This is a genomic window from Buttiauxella izardii (genome assembly GCF_003601925.1).
GTDB classification, from domain to species: Bacteria; Pseudomonadota; Gammaproteobacteria; order Enterobacterales; family Enterobacteriaceae; genus Buttiauxella; species Buttiauxella izardii.
On sequence record NZ_QZWH01000001.1, the window covers coordinates 193189 to 208742 of the forward strand.

17 protein-coding genes are annotated in these 15554 nt (G+C 53.4%); 13 read left to right on the forward strand and 4 right to left on the reverse strand.

The window, feature by feature from the left end:
- Positions 1-6: 6 nt before the first annotated feature.
- From hybO to tyrR, 10 genes are all read left to right on the forward strand, one after another.
- Entirely contained in the window at positions 7-1122 is a 1116-nt protein-coding gene (gene hybO / locus D6029_RS00935) for a hydrogenase 2 small subunit (protein WP_120062950.1), read from the forward strand.
- Positions 1123-1125: 3 nt separating this feature from the next.
- Positions 1126-2130 carry a hydrogenase 2 operon protein HybA gene (gene hybA / locus D6029_RS00940; RefSeq protein WP_120062951.1) on the forward strand — a complete coding sequence of 335 codons (1005 nt, stop codon included), beginning with the start codon at positions 1126-1128 and terminating at the stop codon, positions 2128-2130.
- Positions 2123-3316: a Ni/Fe-hydrogenase cytochrome b subunit gene (hybB, locus tag D6029_RS00945; protein ID WP_120062977.1), complete on the forward strand. Its 1194-nt coding sequence runs from the start codon at positions 2123-2125 to the stop codon at positions 3314-3316. The genes hybA and hybB overlap by 8 nt, the downstream gene beginning before the upstream one ends.
- On the forward strand, positions 3294-4988 hold the full coding sequence (hybC, locus tag D6029_RS00950) for a hydrogenase 2 large subunit (RefSeq protein WP_120062952.1): 1695 nt from the start codon (positions 3294-3296) through the stop codon (positions 4986-4988). Before hybB ends, hybC begins: the two co-directional genes overlap by 23 nt.
- Positions 4988-5485 carry a HyaD/HybD family hydrogenase maturation endopeptidase gene (locus D6029_RS00955; RefSeq protein WP_120062953.1) on the forward strand — a complete coding sequence of 166 codons (498 nt, stop codon included), beginning with the start codon at positions 4988-4990 and terminating at the stop codon, positions 5483-5485. The genes hybC and D6029_RS00955 overlap by 1 nt, the downstream gene beginning before the upstream one ends.
- Positions 5472-5948 carry a hydrogenase-2 assembly chaperone gene (gene hybE, locus D6029_RS00960; protein WP_120062954.1) on the forward strand — a complete coding sequence of 159 codons (477 nt, stop codon included), beginning with the start codon at positions 5472-5474 and terminating at the stop codon, positions 5946-5948. The genes D6029_RS00955 and hybE overlap by 14 nt, the downstream gene beginning before the upstream one ends.
- Positions 5941-6282 (forward strand): hydrogenase maturation nickel metallochaperone HypA, encoded by a 342-nt coding sequence (hypA, locus tag D6029_RS00965; RefSeq protein WP_120062955.1) that lies wholly within the window; start codon positions 5941-5943, stop codon positions 6280-6282. Before hybE ends, hypA begins: the two co-directional genes overlap by 8 nt.
- 20 nt (positions 6283-6302) lie before the next feature.
- Positions 6303-6539 (forward strand): hydrogenase maturation factor HybG, encoded by a 237-nt coding sequence (gene hybG, locus D6029_RS00970; protein WP_120062956.1) that lies wholly within the window; start codon positions 6303-6305, stop codon positions 6537-6539.
- Positions 6540-6572: 33 nt separating this feature from the next.
- On the forward strand, positions 6573-7163 hold the full coding sequence (locus D6029_RS00975) for a HupE/UreJ family protein (protein WP_120062957.1): 591 nt from the start codon (positions 6573-6575) through the stop codon (positions 7161-7163).
- A 159-nt stretch (positions 7164-7322) separates the two neighbouring features.
- On the forward strand, positions 7323-8885 hold the full coding sequence (gene tyrR / locus D6029_RS00980) for a transcriptional regulator TyrR (protein ID WP_120062958.1): 1563 nt from the start codon (positions 7323-7325) through the stop codon (positions 8883-8885).
- 96 nt (positions 8886-8981) lie between these two features.
- On the opposite strand, the gene tpx is transcribed toward tyrR, so the two are convergent.
- Entirely contained in the window at positions 8982-9488 is a 507-nt protein-coding gene (tpx, locus tag D6029_RS00985) for a thiol peroxidase (RefSeq protein WP_120062959.1), read from the reverse strand.
- Positions 9489-9638: 150 nt separating this feature from the next.
- Between tpx and ycjG the strand changes: the two genes are divergently transcribed.
- Positions 9639-10604 (forward strand): L-Ala-D/L-Glu epimerase, encoded by a 966-nt coding sequence (gene ycjG / locus D6029_RS00990; protein WP_120062960.1) that lies wholly within the window; start codon positions 9639-9641, stop codon positions 10602-10604.
- Between the two features lie 7 nt (positions 10605-10611).
- Here the strand turns inward: ycjG and mpaA are convergent, their stop codons facing one another.
- Entirely contained in the window at positions 10612-11319 is a 708-nt protein-coding gene (gene mpaA / locus D6029_RS00995) for a murein tripeptide amidase MpaA (RefSeq protein WP_120062961.1), read from the reverse strand.
- Between the two features lie 276 nt (positions 11320-11595).
- Between mpaA and D6029_RS01000 the strand changes: the two genes are divergently transcribed.
- Positions 11596-13218, forward strand: a complete 1623-nt coding sequence (locus D6029_RS01000) for a peptide ABC transporter substrate-binding protein (protein WP_120062962.1) — start codon at positions 11596-11598, stop codon at positions 13216-13218.
- A 78-nt stretch (positions 13219-13296) separates the two neighbouring features.
- Here the strand turns inward: D6029_RS01000 and D6029_RS22380 are convergent, their stop codons facing one another.
- Both D6029_RS22380 and D6029_RS01005 read right to left on the reverse strand, forming a co-directional pair.
- On the reverse strand, positions 13297-13395 hold the full coding sequence (locus tag D6029_RS22380; protein ID WP_147365209.1) for a YoaK family small membrane protein: 99 nt from the start codon (positions 13393-13395) through the stop codon (positions 13297-13299).
- A 7-nt stretch (positions 13396-13402) separates the two neighbouring features.
- A complete protein-coding gene (locus D6029_RS01005) occupies positions 13403-14497 on the reverse strand; it encodes a GGDEF domain-containing protein (protein WP_120062963.1) in 1095 nt (364 codons plus the stop codon).
- Between the two features lie 216 nt (positions 14498-14713).
- Between D6029_RS01005 and zntB the strand changes: the two genes are divergently transcribed.
- The coding region (gene zntB, locus D6029_RS01010) for a zinc transporter ZntB (RefSeq protein ID WP_120062964.1) at positions 14714-15554 on the forward strand (841 nt) is incomplete at its 3' end.

The following is a 15554-nucleotide window of genomic DNA, read 5'->3' on the forward strand; positions in this document are numbered from 1 at the left end:
AAAAGAATGGAGCATCCGTTAATTTTGCCTGAAGGTGTGAGCCGTCGTGATTTTATGAAGCTGTGTGCTGCATTAGCCGCGACGATGGGGTTGAGCCAAAAGGCGGCGGCGCAGATGTCGACGGCGGTGGTTTCAGCCGAGCGTCCGCCCGTTATTTGGATAGGCGCTCAGGAGTGCACCGGTTGTACCGAGTCGTTATTACGTTCAACCCATCCCACCCTAGAGAATTTGCTGCTTAACGTGATTTCCCTTGAGTACCACGAAGTGCTTTCGGCGGCGTTCGGTCATCAGGCGGAAGAGAATAAACTGCGGGCGACGGAGCGCTACAAAGGGCGCTATGTGCTGGTTGTTGATGGCTCGATTCCGCTTAAAGACGGCGGGATCTACTGCATGGTGGCCGGGAAACCGATTGTGGAGCACATCCGCGAAGTGGCGGAACATGCGGCGGCGGTGATTGCCATCGGTTCTTGTGCCGCGTGGGGCGGCGTGGCGGCAAGCGGCGTCAACCCAACCGGTGCGGTTAGTCTGCAAGAAGTTTTGCCTGGTAAGACCGTTATCAATATTCCGGGCTGCCCGCCGAATCCGCATAACTTTTTAGCCACCGTCGCACACATCATTACTTACCAACGGCCTCCGGCGCTGGATAGCAAAAACCGCCCGAAATTTGCCTACGGGCGACTCATTCATGAAAACTGCGAGCGCCGCCCGCACTTTGATGCCGGGCGCTTTGCGAAGCAGTTTGGCGACGAAGGCCACAGACAGGGATGGTGTCTTTATCATCTTGGCTGTAAAGGGCCAGAAACTTATGGCAACTGTTCGACGCTGGAATTTTGCGACATCGGCGGCGGTATCTGGCCGGTGGGCATCGGCCATCCTTGCTACGGCTGTAATGAGAAAGGCGTCGGGTTCACCAAAGGCATAGCTCAACTGGCGAATGTAGAAAACCCAACACCGCGCAGCGCTAAACCTGAAGTAACCAGTCCGGAGGGCGGGAATATCAGCCTGACGTCGGTAGGGCTGCTGGGCGGTGTGGTTGGGCTGGTCGCGGGCGTTAGCCTGATGACGGTGAAAGAACTTGGGCGGCAGCAGAAGGATCGTCAGGATCCGCCTGAGGGGGAATAAGCCGTGAACAGACGCAATTTTTTAAAACTCGCCTCCGCAGGTGCGTTGCTTGTTGGCGGCACCTCAACGGCTCGGGCGAGCGCAGAAAACAAGCCGCCGATCCCCGGTGCGCTGGGGATGCTTTATGATTCCACGCTGTGTGTCGGTTGCCAGGCCTGCGTTAGCGAATGCCAGCGCGTCAATCACACCGACGCGCCACACGGCGACACCTATGCCTACGCGGGAACCGAATCGACCTGGTCGAACAACGACAAACTCAGCCCCTACACCAATAACATTATTCAGGTGTGGCGCAGCGGCAAAGGCGAGCATAAAGACCAACTGACCGACGGCTTCGCCTACATCAAAAAGCAGTGTATGCATTGCGTTGATCCTAACTGCGTGTCGGTCTGTCCGGTGCAGGCGATGCGCAAAGATCCCAAAACCGGCATTGTTCATTACAACCCCGACGTGTGCACCGGCTGCCGTTACTGCATGGTCGGCTGCCCATTCAATGTGCCGAAATACGATTACGACAACCCGTTCGGCAAAATCCATAAATGCGAACTGTGCAACCAGAAGGGCGTTGAGCGCCTTGATAAAGGCCAGCTTCCCGGATGCGTTGAAGTTTGCCCTACCGGGGCGGTGATTTTCGGCACTCGCGAAGAGTTGCTGGACGAGGCAAAACGGCGGCTTAACAGTAAAGCCGGTGAAAATTATCGTTACCCGCGCCAGACACTCCACCACGATCTCTATGAACACCCGGTCGCTCACTACCAGCCACATCTCTATGGCGAAAAAGAGGGCGGCGGCACTCAGGTGTTAGTGCTGGCGGGCGTGCCTTTCGACAATCTGGGTTTGCCTGCGTTGGCGGAGCTGTCTACCGGGGCGCGTTCGGAGCATGTTCAGCACTCCTTGTACAAAGGCATGGTGTTGCCGTTTGCGGCGCTGGCGGGGATCACTTTTATGGTTCAGCGCAATATGCGTAATGAGCAGCGCAAGGAAAAAGAGGGTAGCGATGATGCATAACACGAAGCCTCTCGGTGGGCGGCTGGTGAGTTGGCCGGTCATGCTGCTGGCGCCTTTTGCCGTACTTTGCTTGCTGCTGATCGTCAAACGTCTGGTCTTTGGGCTGGGGAATGTTTCGGACTTAAACGGCGGTTTTCCATGGGGCATCTGGATAGCCTTTGATCTGCTGGTGGGAACCGGTCTTGCCTGCGGCGGCTGGGCACTTGCCTGGGCGGTGTATGTGTTCAATCGTGGTCAATATCACCCGCTGGTGCGCCCGGCGTTATTAGCCAGCCTGTTCGGCTATTCCCTCGGCGGTTTGTCGATAACCATTGACGTTGGGCGCTACTGGAACCTGCCGTATTTCTATATTCCAGGCCATTTCAATACCAATTCGGTGCTGTTTGAAACCGCCGTCTGCATGACGATTTACATCGGTATTGTGACGCTGGAATTTGCCCCGGCGCTGTTTGAACGCCTCGGCTGGAAGAAGCCGCTGCGCGTGCTGAACAAAGCGATGTTTTTGATTATTGCCCTTGGCGCGTTACTGCCGTCGATGCACCAGTCGTCGATGGGGTCGCTGATGATTGCTGCGGGTTATAAGGTGCATCCGCTGTGGCAAAGCTATGAAATGCTGCCGCTGTTTTCATTGCTGACCGCCGCGATCCTCGGTTTTTCAATCGTTATTTTTGAAGGCTCGCTGGTGCAGGCCGGGCTGCGGGGAAGAGGGGTAAATGAAACGCCGCTGTTTGCCCGTCTGACGCGTCTCACGGAGATCTTTTTGCTGCTGTTTATTGTGTTGCGCGTGGGCGAAATCCTCGTGCGCCATAAAACGACTTATCTCTGGCACCTCGACCGTTTTGCGCTGTCGTTCTGGGCCGAAATGGCGTTGATGTTGTTCCCGCTGGTGATTTTCCGCTGGAAGCGCAACCGTAAAGATCCCCGTCTGCTGTTTCTCGGTGCCTTGAGCATGGTGTGCGGCGCGGCATTCTGGCGACTCAATTATGCTTTGCTCGCGTACAACCCCGGCAATGGTTACGGCTATTTCCCGACCGCCAGCGAATTGATTATCTCCATTGGTTTTATTGCCATCGAAGTGTGTGCCTACATCCTGCTCATCAGACTGTTACCTGTCCTGCCAGAGCAACATCGCCATAACGAAACTAAAAATTCAGGGGAAGTTCATGAGCCAACGCATCACCATTGATCCCGTCACGCGCATTGAAGGGCATCTGCGTATCGACTGTGAAATTGAGCAGGGGAAAGTCGTTAAGGCCTGGTCTTCCGGGACGATGTGGCGCGGCATGGAAGAGATTGTCAAAGGTAACGACCCGCGTGATGCGTGGATGATCGTCCAGCGTATTTGCGGGGTTTGCACCACTATTCATGCGTTAGCCTCGGTGCGTGCCGTGGAAAATGCGTTAGGAATGGAAGTGCCAGTCAATGCGCAATACATTCGCAATATTATTGCCGCCGCCCACAGCATTCACGACCACATCGTGCATTTCTATCAGCTTTCGGCGCTGGATTGGGTCGATGTGACCTCCGCCCTCAAAGCTGACCCGCAGAAAGCGGCACAGATGTTGAACGGCCTTTCCGAATGGCCTCTTAACAGCGCCGCCGAATTTCTGGCGGTGCAGAACAAAATCAAAGCGCTGGTGGAGAGCGGGCAACTGGGTATTTTTGCCAACGGTTATTGGGGGCATCCGGCGATGACGCTGCCGCCGGAAGTTAACCTGATCGCCGTCGCACACTATCTACAGGCGCTGGAGTGCCAGCGCGATGCAAACCGCATTGTCGCGGTGCTCGGCGGAAAGACGCCGCACATCCAGAACCTGGCCGTGGGCGGTGTGGCAAACCCGATTAATCTGGACTCCCCTGGCGTGCTGAACCTCGAACGCCTAATGTACCTGAAAAGTTTTATCGACAAGCTCGGGGATTTTATCGAGCAGGTTTATCTGGTCGATACCGCGATCATCGCCGCGCATTATCCGCAGTGGCTGACAATGGGTAAGGGCGCAGATTGTTATCTGTGCGTCCCTGAATTGCCGATAGACCGTAAAAGTGAGCAATACCTGCTACCGGGCGGCTACATGGAAAACGGTCAATTCCGGCCGATTACCACGCAGCATGATAAGTATCTGCAACAGGGTATTGAGGAAAGCGGCAAACACGCCTGGTATCAGGACGACAAACCGCTGGCACCGTGGGAAGGGCTGACGCGGCCAAACTACACCGGATGGCAGGAAGACGGAAAATACTCCTGGGTGAAAGCCCCGACGTTTTACGGCAAAACGGTGGAAATGGGGCCGCTCGCCTGGCTGCTGTGCAGTCTGCAAGCGGGGCATCAACCCACTCAGCAAGTGTTCGGCCAGTTCGCCAGTATGATGAAAACTCTGACCGGAGAAGCGGTGCGCACCGAACAACTCGAATCGACGCTCGGGCGCGTGGTCGGGCGCACGGTTCATGCCTGCGTGCTGCATCAAACCCTCAGCCAGCAATGGCAGGCGCTGGTGACTAATATTGGCACCGGCGACCACGAAACCTTTATTCCACCGAATATTCCGGCTACTGGCGAAATTCGCGGTGTCGGTTTTATCGAAGCACCGCGCGGGGCGTTGTCGCACTGGGTGGTGATCAAAGACGGCAAAATTGCTAACTATCAGGCAGTTGTGCCTTCGACGTGGAATGCCGGGCCGCGCAACTTTAATGATGAGCCCGGCCCGTATGAGCGTGCGCTGGTCGGTACTCCCGTTAGCGACCCGGCCAAACCTCTGGAAGTGGTGCGAACCATCCATTCGTTTGATCCCTGCATGTCGTGTGCCGTTCACATCGTCGATGCTACGGGCGGCGAAGTGAGCCTTGTGAAGGTGATGTGATGAGTATTCTGGTGTTGGGCATCGGCAATTTACTGTTGGGTGACGAAGCGATTGGTGTGCGAATTGTCGAGGTGCTTGAACAACGCTACTTACTGCCGCCGCACGTTGAGGTGCTGGATGGCGGCACGTCGGGTATGGATCTGCTGGATGTGATGGCTAATCGCGACCATTTGATTGTCGCCGACGCGGTATTAACCGGAGACGAGCCGGGGAGTGTGGTGATGCTCCATGACGATGAAATCCCGGCGATGTTTACGCGCAAGGTTTCGCCCCATCAGATTGGGCTTGCCGATGTGTTGATGGCGCTGCGGTTAACCGGCGAATTTCCGGCGCGTCTCACATTAGTGGGCGTAGTACCGCAGACTCTGGAGCCAGGGATCGCCTTATCGCCCGTCGTTCAACAGGCACTTGAACCTGCGTTGCAGCAAATTGTGGTGGCGTTAAAACAAGAGGGTGTAAAGGTGATACCGCTTGAGGTGGCTGATGCTAACGCATAATCCTTCGACCGTTTTGGAAAAAGCATTCCAGACCGTGGCAGAGTCGCAAATGTGCCAGTTGCCATTTTATCGGGCGCATATTCCGGTGCGAGCCTGCGGTTTTCAGCTTTTCGAGCATCAATGGTTGGGCTGCATGCTCACGCCGTGGATGCTGAGTCTGCTGGTGTTACCAGGGCCTGGACAGGTATGGACGACGCGCACCGTTGGGGAAAAACTGGCGCTCACGCTGCCGTGCGGCAATGTCCGTTTTACGGTTGGGGAAATGGACGGTTGCGGGCAATACCTCGCGTCGTCGCTGATGTCGCCGCTGGAAAAACACACGTCAGCAGGGACGATGATTATGCTCGCAGAACAGACCGCCAAAATGGCGCTCTCTTTCCCCATTGCGGATTGCACCCAGCCTGCGGATCCCACGCGTAGAGCGCTTTTCCGCATACCGACAAGGAGCCACGAGCGTGCATGAACTCAGCCTGTGTCTCAATATGGTGGAGCTTATTGAACAGCAAGCGAAGCAGCACGGCGCGCAACGGGTGACGCAAGTGTGGCTGGAGCTTGGCGCACTCGCCTGCATTGAAGAACAGGCGCTGCGCTTTGGTTTTGCCAGCGCCACTCGCGGCACATTGGCAGAAAACAGCGAATTGCGCCTAAGCCACCTTCCGGCTCGGGCGTGGTGCTGGGATTGCAGCCAAAGTGTCGAGATTGAACAACACGCCAGCCCGTGTCCACAGTGCGGCGGCCACAAGTTGCACATTGAGAATGGCGACAGTCTGCGCATAAAACAGTTGGAAATCGAGTAACAACTCGCGGAGGAATAAGCATGTGTATTGGCGTACCCGCAAAAATCATTGAGGTGGGCGAGGATTGCCATCATTTCGCCAGCGCAGAAGTATCGGGCGTGACGGTCAAAATCAATATCTCGCTGGTGTGCGAAGGTTCGCCACAGGCGTTAGTCGGGCGTTGGGTGCTACTGCATGTGGGTTTCGCCATGAGCCTGCTAGACGAGGAAGAAGCGTTGAACACGCTCGAAGCGCTTAAAACGATGCAGATGATTTAATGGGGCAATGGATAACAATTCACAGGGGAATGAATGATGCGATTGATCACTAAGGCTGTTGTTTCACTGTTAGTCTTTTTCCCGGCATTGGCTTTGGCGCATACGGGCCATGATGGCGGGGCACACCACACGTTAAGTTTTACCGAAGGATTTCTACACCCGCTGACCGGTGCCGATCATCTGATTGTTATGCTGTTGGTGGGCATCTGGAGTGCCATGAACACCCGGCAGTGGTGGCTCGCGCCGCTGGTATTCGCCTGGCTGTTATTGACCGGCGCACTCGCAGGAATGGCGGGGCTGACTCTGGGCGTAACGGAATTTATTGTTGCCACTTCGTTGTTGGGGCTTGGCGCGATGGTTGCGCTGCAAATGAAGCTGCCGGGAGCGAGCGGTGCGTTAGTCATCGGCGCTTTTGCACTTTTCCATGGGCTGGCACACGGAGCAGAACTCTCGCACTCTTTAACCGCACTGTCGGGAATGGTTATCGCCACCGCAGGGCTGCATCTGGCCGGACTTGGCCTGGGCTGGTTGATGATGCGTTCAGCAATCCGACAAGGCGCTGCGCGTCTGGTGGGCGGTTTTGCCACGTTGATTGGAGTGGGTCTGCTCACTGGGGTTATTTAAAACGATTTAACCTTTTTCTTTGTATGCTCTTTACGGGCAACTTTACGGCAAAGCGCCTGATTTTCCATCAGGATGTCAATATTTGTTGACAGAGCGCTTCCCGCCGCGTGGGAACTGTCTTATCATCCAAAGGTTATTGGCTATGAGGATGATATTCCCATGCGTCTTGAAGTCTTTTGTGAAGACCGTCTCGGTCTGACCCGTGAATTGCTTGATCTGTTAGTGCTGCGCAGCATCGACCTGCGCGGTATCGAAATTGATCCCATTGGGCGAATCTACCTTAATTTCTCGACTCTCGACTTCGATACATTCAGCAGCCTGATGGCTGAAATTCGTCGTATTCCGGGAGTTACGGATGTGCGTACCGTGCCGTGGATGCCGTCCGAGCGCGAACATCGCGCCTTAAGTGCGTTGCTTGAAGCGCTGCCAGAGCCGGTTCTTTCTCTGGATATGAAAAGCAAAGTTGAGCTGGCGAACCCGGCGAGCTGTGCGCTGTTCGGCCAGAACGCAGACAAGATGCGTAACCACAACGCCGCAAGTCTGGTGAACGGTTTCAACTTTATGCGTTGGCTGGAAAGTGAGCCGACGGAATCTCATACCGAACACGTGGTGATTAACGGGCAGAATTTCCTGATGGAAATCACGCCGGTTCACCTTGATAGCGAAAACGAAAACTCAACGTTGGTTGGGGCGGTAGTCATGCTGCGTTCCACCGTGCGTATGGGCCGCCAGCTCCAGAACCTCTCGAACACCGATGTTGGCGCCTTTAGCCAGATTGTCGCGGTCAGCCCGAAAATGCGTCATGTGGTTGATCAGGCACATAAACTGGCACTGCTGAATGCGCCGCTGTTGATTGTTGGCGATACTGGCACCGGCAAAGATTTGCTGGCCCACGCTTGCCACCTCGGCAGCCCGCGCGCGCAGAAACCTTATCTGGCGCTGAACTGCGGTTCGATGCCGGACGATGTAGTAGAAAGTGAATTGTTTGGTCATGCGCCAGGCGCTTACGCCAATGCCGTCGAAGGCAAAAAAGGCTTCTTCGAGCAGGCAAACGGCGGCTCGGTGCTGCTGGATGAAATCGGTGAGATGTCGCCGCGTATGCAAACTAAACTGCTGCGTTTCCTTAATGACGGCACATTCCGCCGTGTGGGCGAGGAGCACGAAGTTCACGTTGATGTGCGCGTGATTTGCGCCACGCAGAAGAACCTGATTGAGATGGTGCAGAAAGGCGAGTTCCGTGAAGATCTCTATTATCGCCTGAATGTGCTGACGCTGAATCTGCCGCCGCTGCGCGACCGCCCGCAAGATATCATGCCGCTGACGGAACTGTTTGTGGCGCGTTTTGCCGATGAGCAAGGCGTACCCCGTCCAAAACTAGCCAATGATTTAAGCAATGTGCTGACGCGTTATGGTTGGCCGGGTAACGTGCGCCAGTTGAAAAATGCGATATATCGCGCATTAACGCAACTCGAAGGCTTCGAGCTACGCCCACAAGATATTCTGCTGCCGGACTTTGATACCGCGAGTTTAGTGGTTGGCGAAGAGGCGATGGAAGGGTCGCTGGATGACATCACCAGCCGCTTTGAGCGCTCGGTGCTGACGCAGCTTTATCGCACTTATCCAAGTACGCGTAAACTGGCTAAACGGTTGGGGGTTTCGCATACCGCGATTGCGAACAAACTACGTGAATATGGCCTGAGCCAGCGTAAAACCGAAGAGTAAAACAAAAAATGCCCCCGATTTCGGGGGCATTCACGCTGATGATAAATCTCTGCGTAGGTCGGATAAACGCAACGTCATCCGACAAAATTGTCACACTTAAGCCTTCAGAGCTTCCAGTGCTGCGGCATAATCTGGCTCATTAGTGATTTCATTCACTAACTCGCTGAATACCACTTCATCTTGCTCATTCAGAACCACAACAGCGCGAGCCGTCAGGCCTTTCAGTGCGCCTTCAGAAATGCCAACGCCATAAGCTTGCTGGAATTCTGGGTTACGCAGAGTAGACAGAGTCACAACATTGCTCAGGCCTTCTGCGCCGCAGAAGCGAGACTGGGCAAATGGCAGGTCAGCGGAAACACACAGTACAACGGTGTTATCCATTTCAGTTGCCAGTTGGTTGAATTTGCGCACGGATGCCGCACAAACGCCGGTGTCGATGCTTGGGAAAATGTTCAGTACTTTACGTTTTCCGGCGAACTGGCTCAGTGCAACATCAGACAGATCTTTTGCAACTAAAGAGAAAGCTTCTGCTTTGTTACCAGCTTGTGGGATCTGACCTGCAACCGCTACAGGGTTGCCCTGGAAATGAACGATTTGTGACATGTTTGATTTTCCTTTTTACATATAATTAACGCCGCCAACAGTGTATGTCAGTATTCATCGTCTGAATATAAAAAACTGATAGTGCAAGTAAAAGTGTTCGCTGGCTATACTCTGCGAAGGATACAAACAACGACGACAGGCAAAACAATAATGAGATCAGTCAAGGTTTACCAGGAAGCGTGGCCCCTCCATACACCGTTTGTCATTTCTCGCGGAACGCGCAGCGAAGCGGTAGTTGTGGTGGTTGAGCTGGAAGAAGATGGAATTAAAGCGGTGGGCGAATGCACGCCGTATCCGCGTTACGGCGAAAGCGTGGAATCCGTGCTGGCGCAAATCACTACCGTGATTGCGCAACTGGAAACAGGGATGACGCGCACGCAATTGCAGGATGCACTGCCTGCGGGGGCGGCGCGTAATGCCGTTGATAGCGCATTATGGGATTTAGAAGCCCGTCGCCATAAGCGCACGTTGTCGCATATCGCGGGCGTTCAACTCCCGGAAATGGTGACTACCGCACAAACGGTCAGCATCGCCGAGCCGGAACAAATGGCGGCGGCGGCCAAACTGCTGTGGGATAAAGGCGCGCGTCTGTTAAAGGTCAAAATTGACGACCGACTGATTACCGAGCGCATGGTGGCGATTCGTGCAGCCGTGCCGGAAGCGGTCATTATCGTGGATGCCAACGAAGCCTGGAAAAGTGACGGGCTGGCGGCGCGTTGTCAGTTACTCGCCGATCTCAATGTCGCCATGCTTGAACAGCCGTTGCCTGCGGGGCAGGACAGCGCGTTATCGAATTTCATCCACCCGTTGCCGATTTGCGCCGATGAAAGCTGCCATACCCGTGAAAGCCTGGCCGAGCTGAAAGGGCGCTACGAAATGGTAAATGTGAAGCTGGATAAAACCGGCGGGTTAACCGAAGCGCTGGCCTTAACGCAAGCCGCTCGCGAAGCCGGTTTTGATGTGATGTTAGGTTGTATGTTGTGTACTTCCAGAGCTATCGCCGCCGCATTACCGCTGGCGGCGAAAGTCCGCTTTGCCGATCTTGATGGCCCGACCTGGCTCGCGGTAGATGTCGAGCCAGGCTTGCACTTTGAAACCGGCAAACTCTATCCGTAACTTCTGGCTATTTATGCCAGTGTAATAAACCCATCATGGCATCCAGATACCGCTCACTCGCTTCGTCAGCCGAGATGGGCGGGAATTCTGCGGTGATACACGGCAAGTCCAAATCTGCGCACCAGCTTCCAAAAGAGCCCGGCGTTTCGTAACCCACGCTGGTCACCAGTGGCAATTCAAATTTCTCAGCAAGCCATGCGCCAAGCGGCGAGTTATCAGGATCTTCGATACAGCCTAATGGATCGTGGAACGAGACAATCCATGCGGGTTGCAAGGTGTGGATCAACTGGCAAAGCGCGGCGGTTTCTGGTTCAGAACCTGGCTTTTTGCCGGTTGAAAGCACTACGTCACGCTCGTCGGCGCTGCTGTTCCAGCGATACACCGTCTCGCCTGACTTCCAATTAGCCGCCGGGAAGTTACGATTTAAATCCACACCGTTGGCATTAGCACGTAAACCGAGCTGGCAGCCGTCGGGATTCACCGCCAGCACCACATGATGACGGCGGTGTTCTGGCTCCAGCGTGCGCAAAGCGCAAGAAAGCGTGACCATCGCCGCGTTTTCATCGCCATGCGTCCCCGCAATAATTAAGCCGCTGCGTTGTTCACTCGGCGCTGCCGGGAACCAAATAAGCGGTGCGCCGAAAACCGATTTTCCGTAACGCTCGCTGCCCGGAGGCAAATGGCCGCGTTGTGAACGAGGGCGGTGGGCTGTCATAGTGTTCCTTAGATCTCTTAGATTGTTCTTGCGGATAGTAATAGCAGTGATTTAAAAAAAACTCATCTGAAACAATCTCCTGTCTGACCAGTTCAGAAAATATCAGGACATTAAAATAGCCTCTCACTGATTTCCGAAAAAAACACAATTCTGGGCGATTTTCGTCACGTTATTTATTTTTGTTATTGGCAAAACAGTTGATTGCGTTACATTGTTTGTCTGTCACTGGCGTGAGCGTCGTGCTGTCCCACACAAAATTATTCATAAGGGTAAAACATGAAAAAGCGTTTTTTGACTACTTGTTGCGCGTTAGCCATCGCCAGCCTCTTTTCTAACGCATGGGCGGCCGACGTCCCTGCTGGCACCAAACTTGCGGCTGACCAAAGTCTGGTTCGCCATATCAAAGATGAACCTGCTTCGCTTGATCCGGCAAAAGCGGTGGGATTACCGGAAATTCAGGTGATCCGCGATTTGTTTGAAGGCCTGGTCAACCAAAACGAGAAAGGGCAGCTAGAACCGGGTGTTGCGACCAAATGGCAAAGCAATGACAACCGCACCTGGACGTTTACTCTGCGTGATGATGCGCGCTGGTCTGACGGCACGCCGGTTACTGCACAAGATTTTGTCTACAGCTGGCAACGTCTGGTTGACCCGAAAAACACCTCGCCATTTGCCTGGTTTGCGGCACTGGCGGGCATCAACAATGCACAGGCGATTATCGACGGCAAAATGCCTGCGGATAAACTGGGCGTGACGGCGGTGGATGCCAAAACCCTGCGTGTGAGTCTCGACAAACCCGTTCCGTATTTCCCAAATCTGACGGCCAACTTCTCGTTCTATCCGGTGCCAAAAGCGGTGGTTGAGAAATTTGGTAATGACTGGACTAAGCCAGGAAACCTGGTCGGTAACGGCGCGTATACGCTGAAAGACCGCATCGTGAATGAAAAACTGGTGGCGGTGCAGAATAAAAACTACTGGGATAATGGCAAGACGGTCATCACTCAGGTGACGTTTATTCCGATCAACCAGGAATCTTCCGCAACCAAGCGTTATCTGGCGGGAGACATTGATATCACCGAGTCATTCCCGAAAAATCTCTATCAAAAACTGCTGAAAGATATTCCAGGCCAGGTTTATACCCCGCCGCAGTTGGGCACGTATTATTACGCCTTTAACACCCAGAAAGGGCCGACGGCTGACCAGCGTGTGCGCCTGGCTCTGAGCATGACGATCGACCGTCATATTATGGCGGATAAAGTGTTGGGTACCGGCGAGAAACCGGCGTGGCGCTTTACTCCAGACGTCACGGCTGGCTTTAAACCCGAGCCTTCACCGTTTGAGGAAATGAGCCAGGAAGAAGCCAACGCGCAGGCAAAAACCCTGCTGCAAGCGGCAGGCTATGGCCCGAACAAACCACTCAAATTAACGCTGTTGTATAACACTTCCGAAAACCACCAGAAGATTGCCATCGCGGTGGCGTCCATGTGGAAGAAAAATCTCGGCGTGGATGTGAAGCTGCAAAACCAGGAGTGGAAAACCTACATCGACAGCCGTAACACCGGTAATTTTGATGTGATTCGTGCTTCGTGGGTGGGGGATTACAACGAACCGTCTACTTTCTTGTCGTTGTTAACGTCATCGCACAGCGGCAATATTTCGCGCTTCAACTCGCCGGAATACGACAAAATTCTGGAGCAGGCAAGCCAGGAAACCACGGACGCGGCGCGTAATAAAGACTACAACATGGCTGAGAAAATCATCCAGGAGAAAGCGCCAATCGCCCCGATTTATCAGTACACCAATGGCCGCTTAATCAAACCATGGCTGAAAGGTTATCCGATTAATAACCCGGAAGATGTCGCTTATAGCCGTACGATGTACATTGTGGCGCACAAATAAATGAAGGTCTTGTAGGTCGGATAGCAGCGTCATTCGACAAAACCTTTTTAAAGGCCCCTGACGGGGCCTTTACTGTTTTTACGAAGCGGAAGTTGCGTAGCCACCGACAATAAACCAGGTAATAAACACAATTGCGGCAATGATGATTGCTATCGGAAATAGAACGCCAATTTTCATTATTTTCTCATTCTTCAGTGTGGGAAAGTTGCCACTGGTTACGCCCCTGTGCCTTGGCCCGATACAGCGCCTCATCAGCCTGCGCAATTAGCCGCGTAGCAGAAATATCGGGCGTCCAGCTCGCGATACCCAGGCACATTGTGACGTAAGGTGAGACTGGCGATTCGGCATGAGGAATTTCCAGCGCCTTTAAGTTCTGTTGAATGCGCTTTGCGACTTCAATCGCTTGCTGCGCGGTGGTATCCGGCAGCAGCATAATAAATTCTTCGCCACCAAAACGCGCCGCCACATCTTGTGTCGAACGCGTTGCCTCTTCAAGGCATTTGGCGACTTTTATCAGGCATTCATCACCGGCCTGATGGCCGTAATGGTCGTTATATTTTTTGAAGTGATCCACATCCAGCATAATCAATGACAGCGGCGTGCTGCATTGTTCCTGACGTTGCAGCGCTTTATCCAGCAGCAGATGGAATACACGGCGATTGGCAATGCCGGTTAACGGATCGTGGTTTGCTAACGTTTGTAACTGATGGATTAAATCTCTGTTTTCATGCTCACTGCGAACGGCCAGAATAAACCAACCGCATAAAATACGTCGCCCAGACTCAAACAAACCCGCCAGAAGAATGTACAACACCGCGTTCAGCACGGTCAGGTCAGAAGGATAAACAAAATTACAGACCAGAATGACCACCCAAATGGGCAAGGTAAAACTGAGCAGCACACGGGTATCAAAATAGAGAGAAATCAACGCCGTGAAAATGAGTAAGGCTGCGAAGGGGAAAACAATCCGTGAATCGCCGCTAACCAGGAAGATATAAAAACACACTACCCATAGAGCGCTGATGCAAAGTAACGCCACATGTAAGCATTTGCTCAGCCACTCGGCGTGTTGATCGGGGGCCATGCGCAAAAGAAAAATCACCGAAGAGGTGATGGCCAGTATCAGCCCCATTAGCACTTCGAGAACAGGATATGACTGCGTAATGCTGGCAATTTGTTGTATCGGTGAAAAGTAATGTCGGCCTAAAATGAATAAGCAAAACACCAGGTTAATCCACAAAAACCAGACACCACTAGTCGTGATAGCGCGCTGACGCATCACCTTAAGGCGAAAATCTAAGTTGGTATAATTTCTGCGTCTATCAAGCAAACATTTTCTCCGTATGCCGTTGTGGCAAAGCTATATCTGAAACCAACAGAAATGTAACATTTTTTATTCAGTAAATTCAGCTAGTTTGCCTATTTTTCCGAGTTACATAACAAAAGAAGACGGCTAGACTGACAACAGAAATGTGGCAATACATGGAGAAATGCATTGGAAACCATTAAAGGGCACGATCTTCAAGTGCCGGATGCCGTATTAGCCTGGCAGTTGGATGGTAAAGGCGGCGTCGATACTATCGAAGATAACGACACCATCGATGCTGAGCATCCTGGTTGGTTGCATTTAAATTATACCCACTCCGAAAGCGCAAACTGGCTGGCGACGACTCCGTTACTGCCTAATTATGCCCGCGATGCGCTGGCTGGCGAAAGTTTACGTCCTCGCGTGACGCGCATTGGCGAAGGGACGCTGATCACGCTGCGTTGTATTAACGGCAGCACCGATGAGCGCCCCGACCAACTCGTCGCGATGCGGTTATACATTGATGAACGGCTTATCGTTTCAACGCGTCAGCGTCGAGTATTAGCGCTGGATGACGTGGTCAATGATCTCAAAGAAGGCGCCGGCCCGCAAAATGCGGGGAGCTGGCTGGTGGATGTTTGCGATGCGTTGACGGATCATGCCAGCGAATTTATCGAACAGTTGCACGACAAAATTATCGATCTCGAAGATAATTTGCTCGATCAGCAAATCCCGCCACGGGGTTTTCTGGCGTTGCTGCGCAAACAGTTGATTGTGATGCGCCGATATATGGCACCGCAACGGGATGTGTATGCCCGTCTGTCGAGCGAGCGTTTGCCGTGGATGACCGACGATCATCGCCGCAGAATGCAGGATATTTCCGACAGGTTAGGGCGTGGATTAGACGAAATAGATGCTTGTATTGCGCGGACCGCGGTTATGGCCGATGAAATCGCGCAAGTGATGCAAGAAGCGATGGGGCGACGAACGTATACCATGTCGTTGATGGCGATGGTGTTCTTGCCGAGCA

Bases quoted from the DNA above. Each gene is read 5' to 3' on its own strand.
- D6029_RS00955 (WP_120062953.1), top strand. From the start codon at position 4,988: ATGAGTATTCTGGTGTTGGGCATCGGCAATTTACTGTTGGGTGACGAA.
- D6029_RS01000 (WP_120062962.1), top strand. From the start codon at position 11,596: ATGAAAAAGCGTTTTTTGACTACTTGTTGCGCGTTAGCCATCGCCAGC.
- mpaA (WP_120062961.1), bottom strand. From the start codon at position 11,319: ATGACAGCCCACCGCCCTCGTTCACAACGCGGCCATTTGCCTCCGGGC.
- hybO (WP_120062950.1), top strand. From the start codon at position 7: ATGGAGCATCCGTTAATTTTGCCTGAAGGTGTGAGCCGTCGTGATTTT.
- tyrR (WP_120062958.1), top strand. From the start codon at position 7,323: ATGCGTCTTGAAGTCTTTTGTGAAGACCGTCTCGGTCTGACCCGTGAA.
- D6029_RS01005 (WP_120062963.1), bottom strand. From the start codon at position 14,497: ATGCGTCAGCGCGCTATCACGACTAGTGGTGTCTGGTTTTTGTGGATT.
- hybB (WP_120062977.1), top strand. From the start codon at position 2,123: ATGCATAACACGAAGCCTCTCGGTGGGCGGCTGGTGAGTTGGCCGGTC.
- D6029_RS22380 (WP_147365209.1), bottom strand. From the start codon at position 13,395: ATGAAAATTGGCGTTCTATTTCCGATAGCAATCATCATTGCCGCAATT.
- D6029_RS00975 (WP_120062957.1), top strand. From the start codon at position 6,573: ATGATGCGATTGATCACTAAGGCTGTTGTTTCACTGTTAGTCTTTTTC.
- ycjG (WP_120062960.1), top strand. From the start codon at position 9,639: ATGAGATCAGTCAAGGTTTACCAGGAAGCGTGGCCCCTCCATACACCG.
- hybC (WP_120062952.1), top strand. From the start codon at position 3,294: ATGAGCCAACGCATCACCATTGATCCCGTCACGCGCATTGAAGGGCAT.
- tpx (WP_120062959.1), bottom strand. From the start codon at position 9,488: ATGTCACAAATCGTTCATTTCCAGGGCAACCCTGTAGCGGTTGCAGGT.
- hybG (WP_120062956.1), top strand. From the start codon at position 6,303: ATGTGTATTGGCGTACCCGCAAAAATCATTGAGGTGGGCGAGGATTGC.
- hybE (WP_120062954.1), top strand. From the start codon at position 5,472: ATGCTAACGCATAATCCTTCGACCGTTTTGGAAAAAGCATTCCAGACC.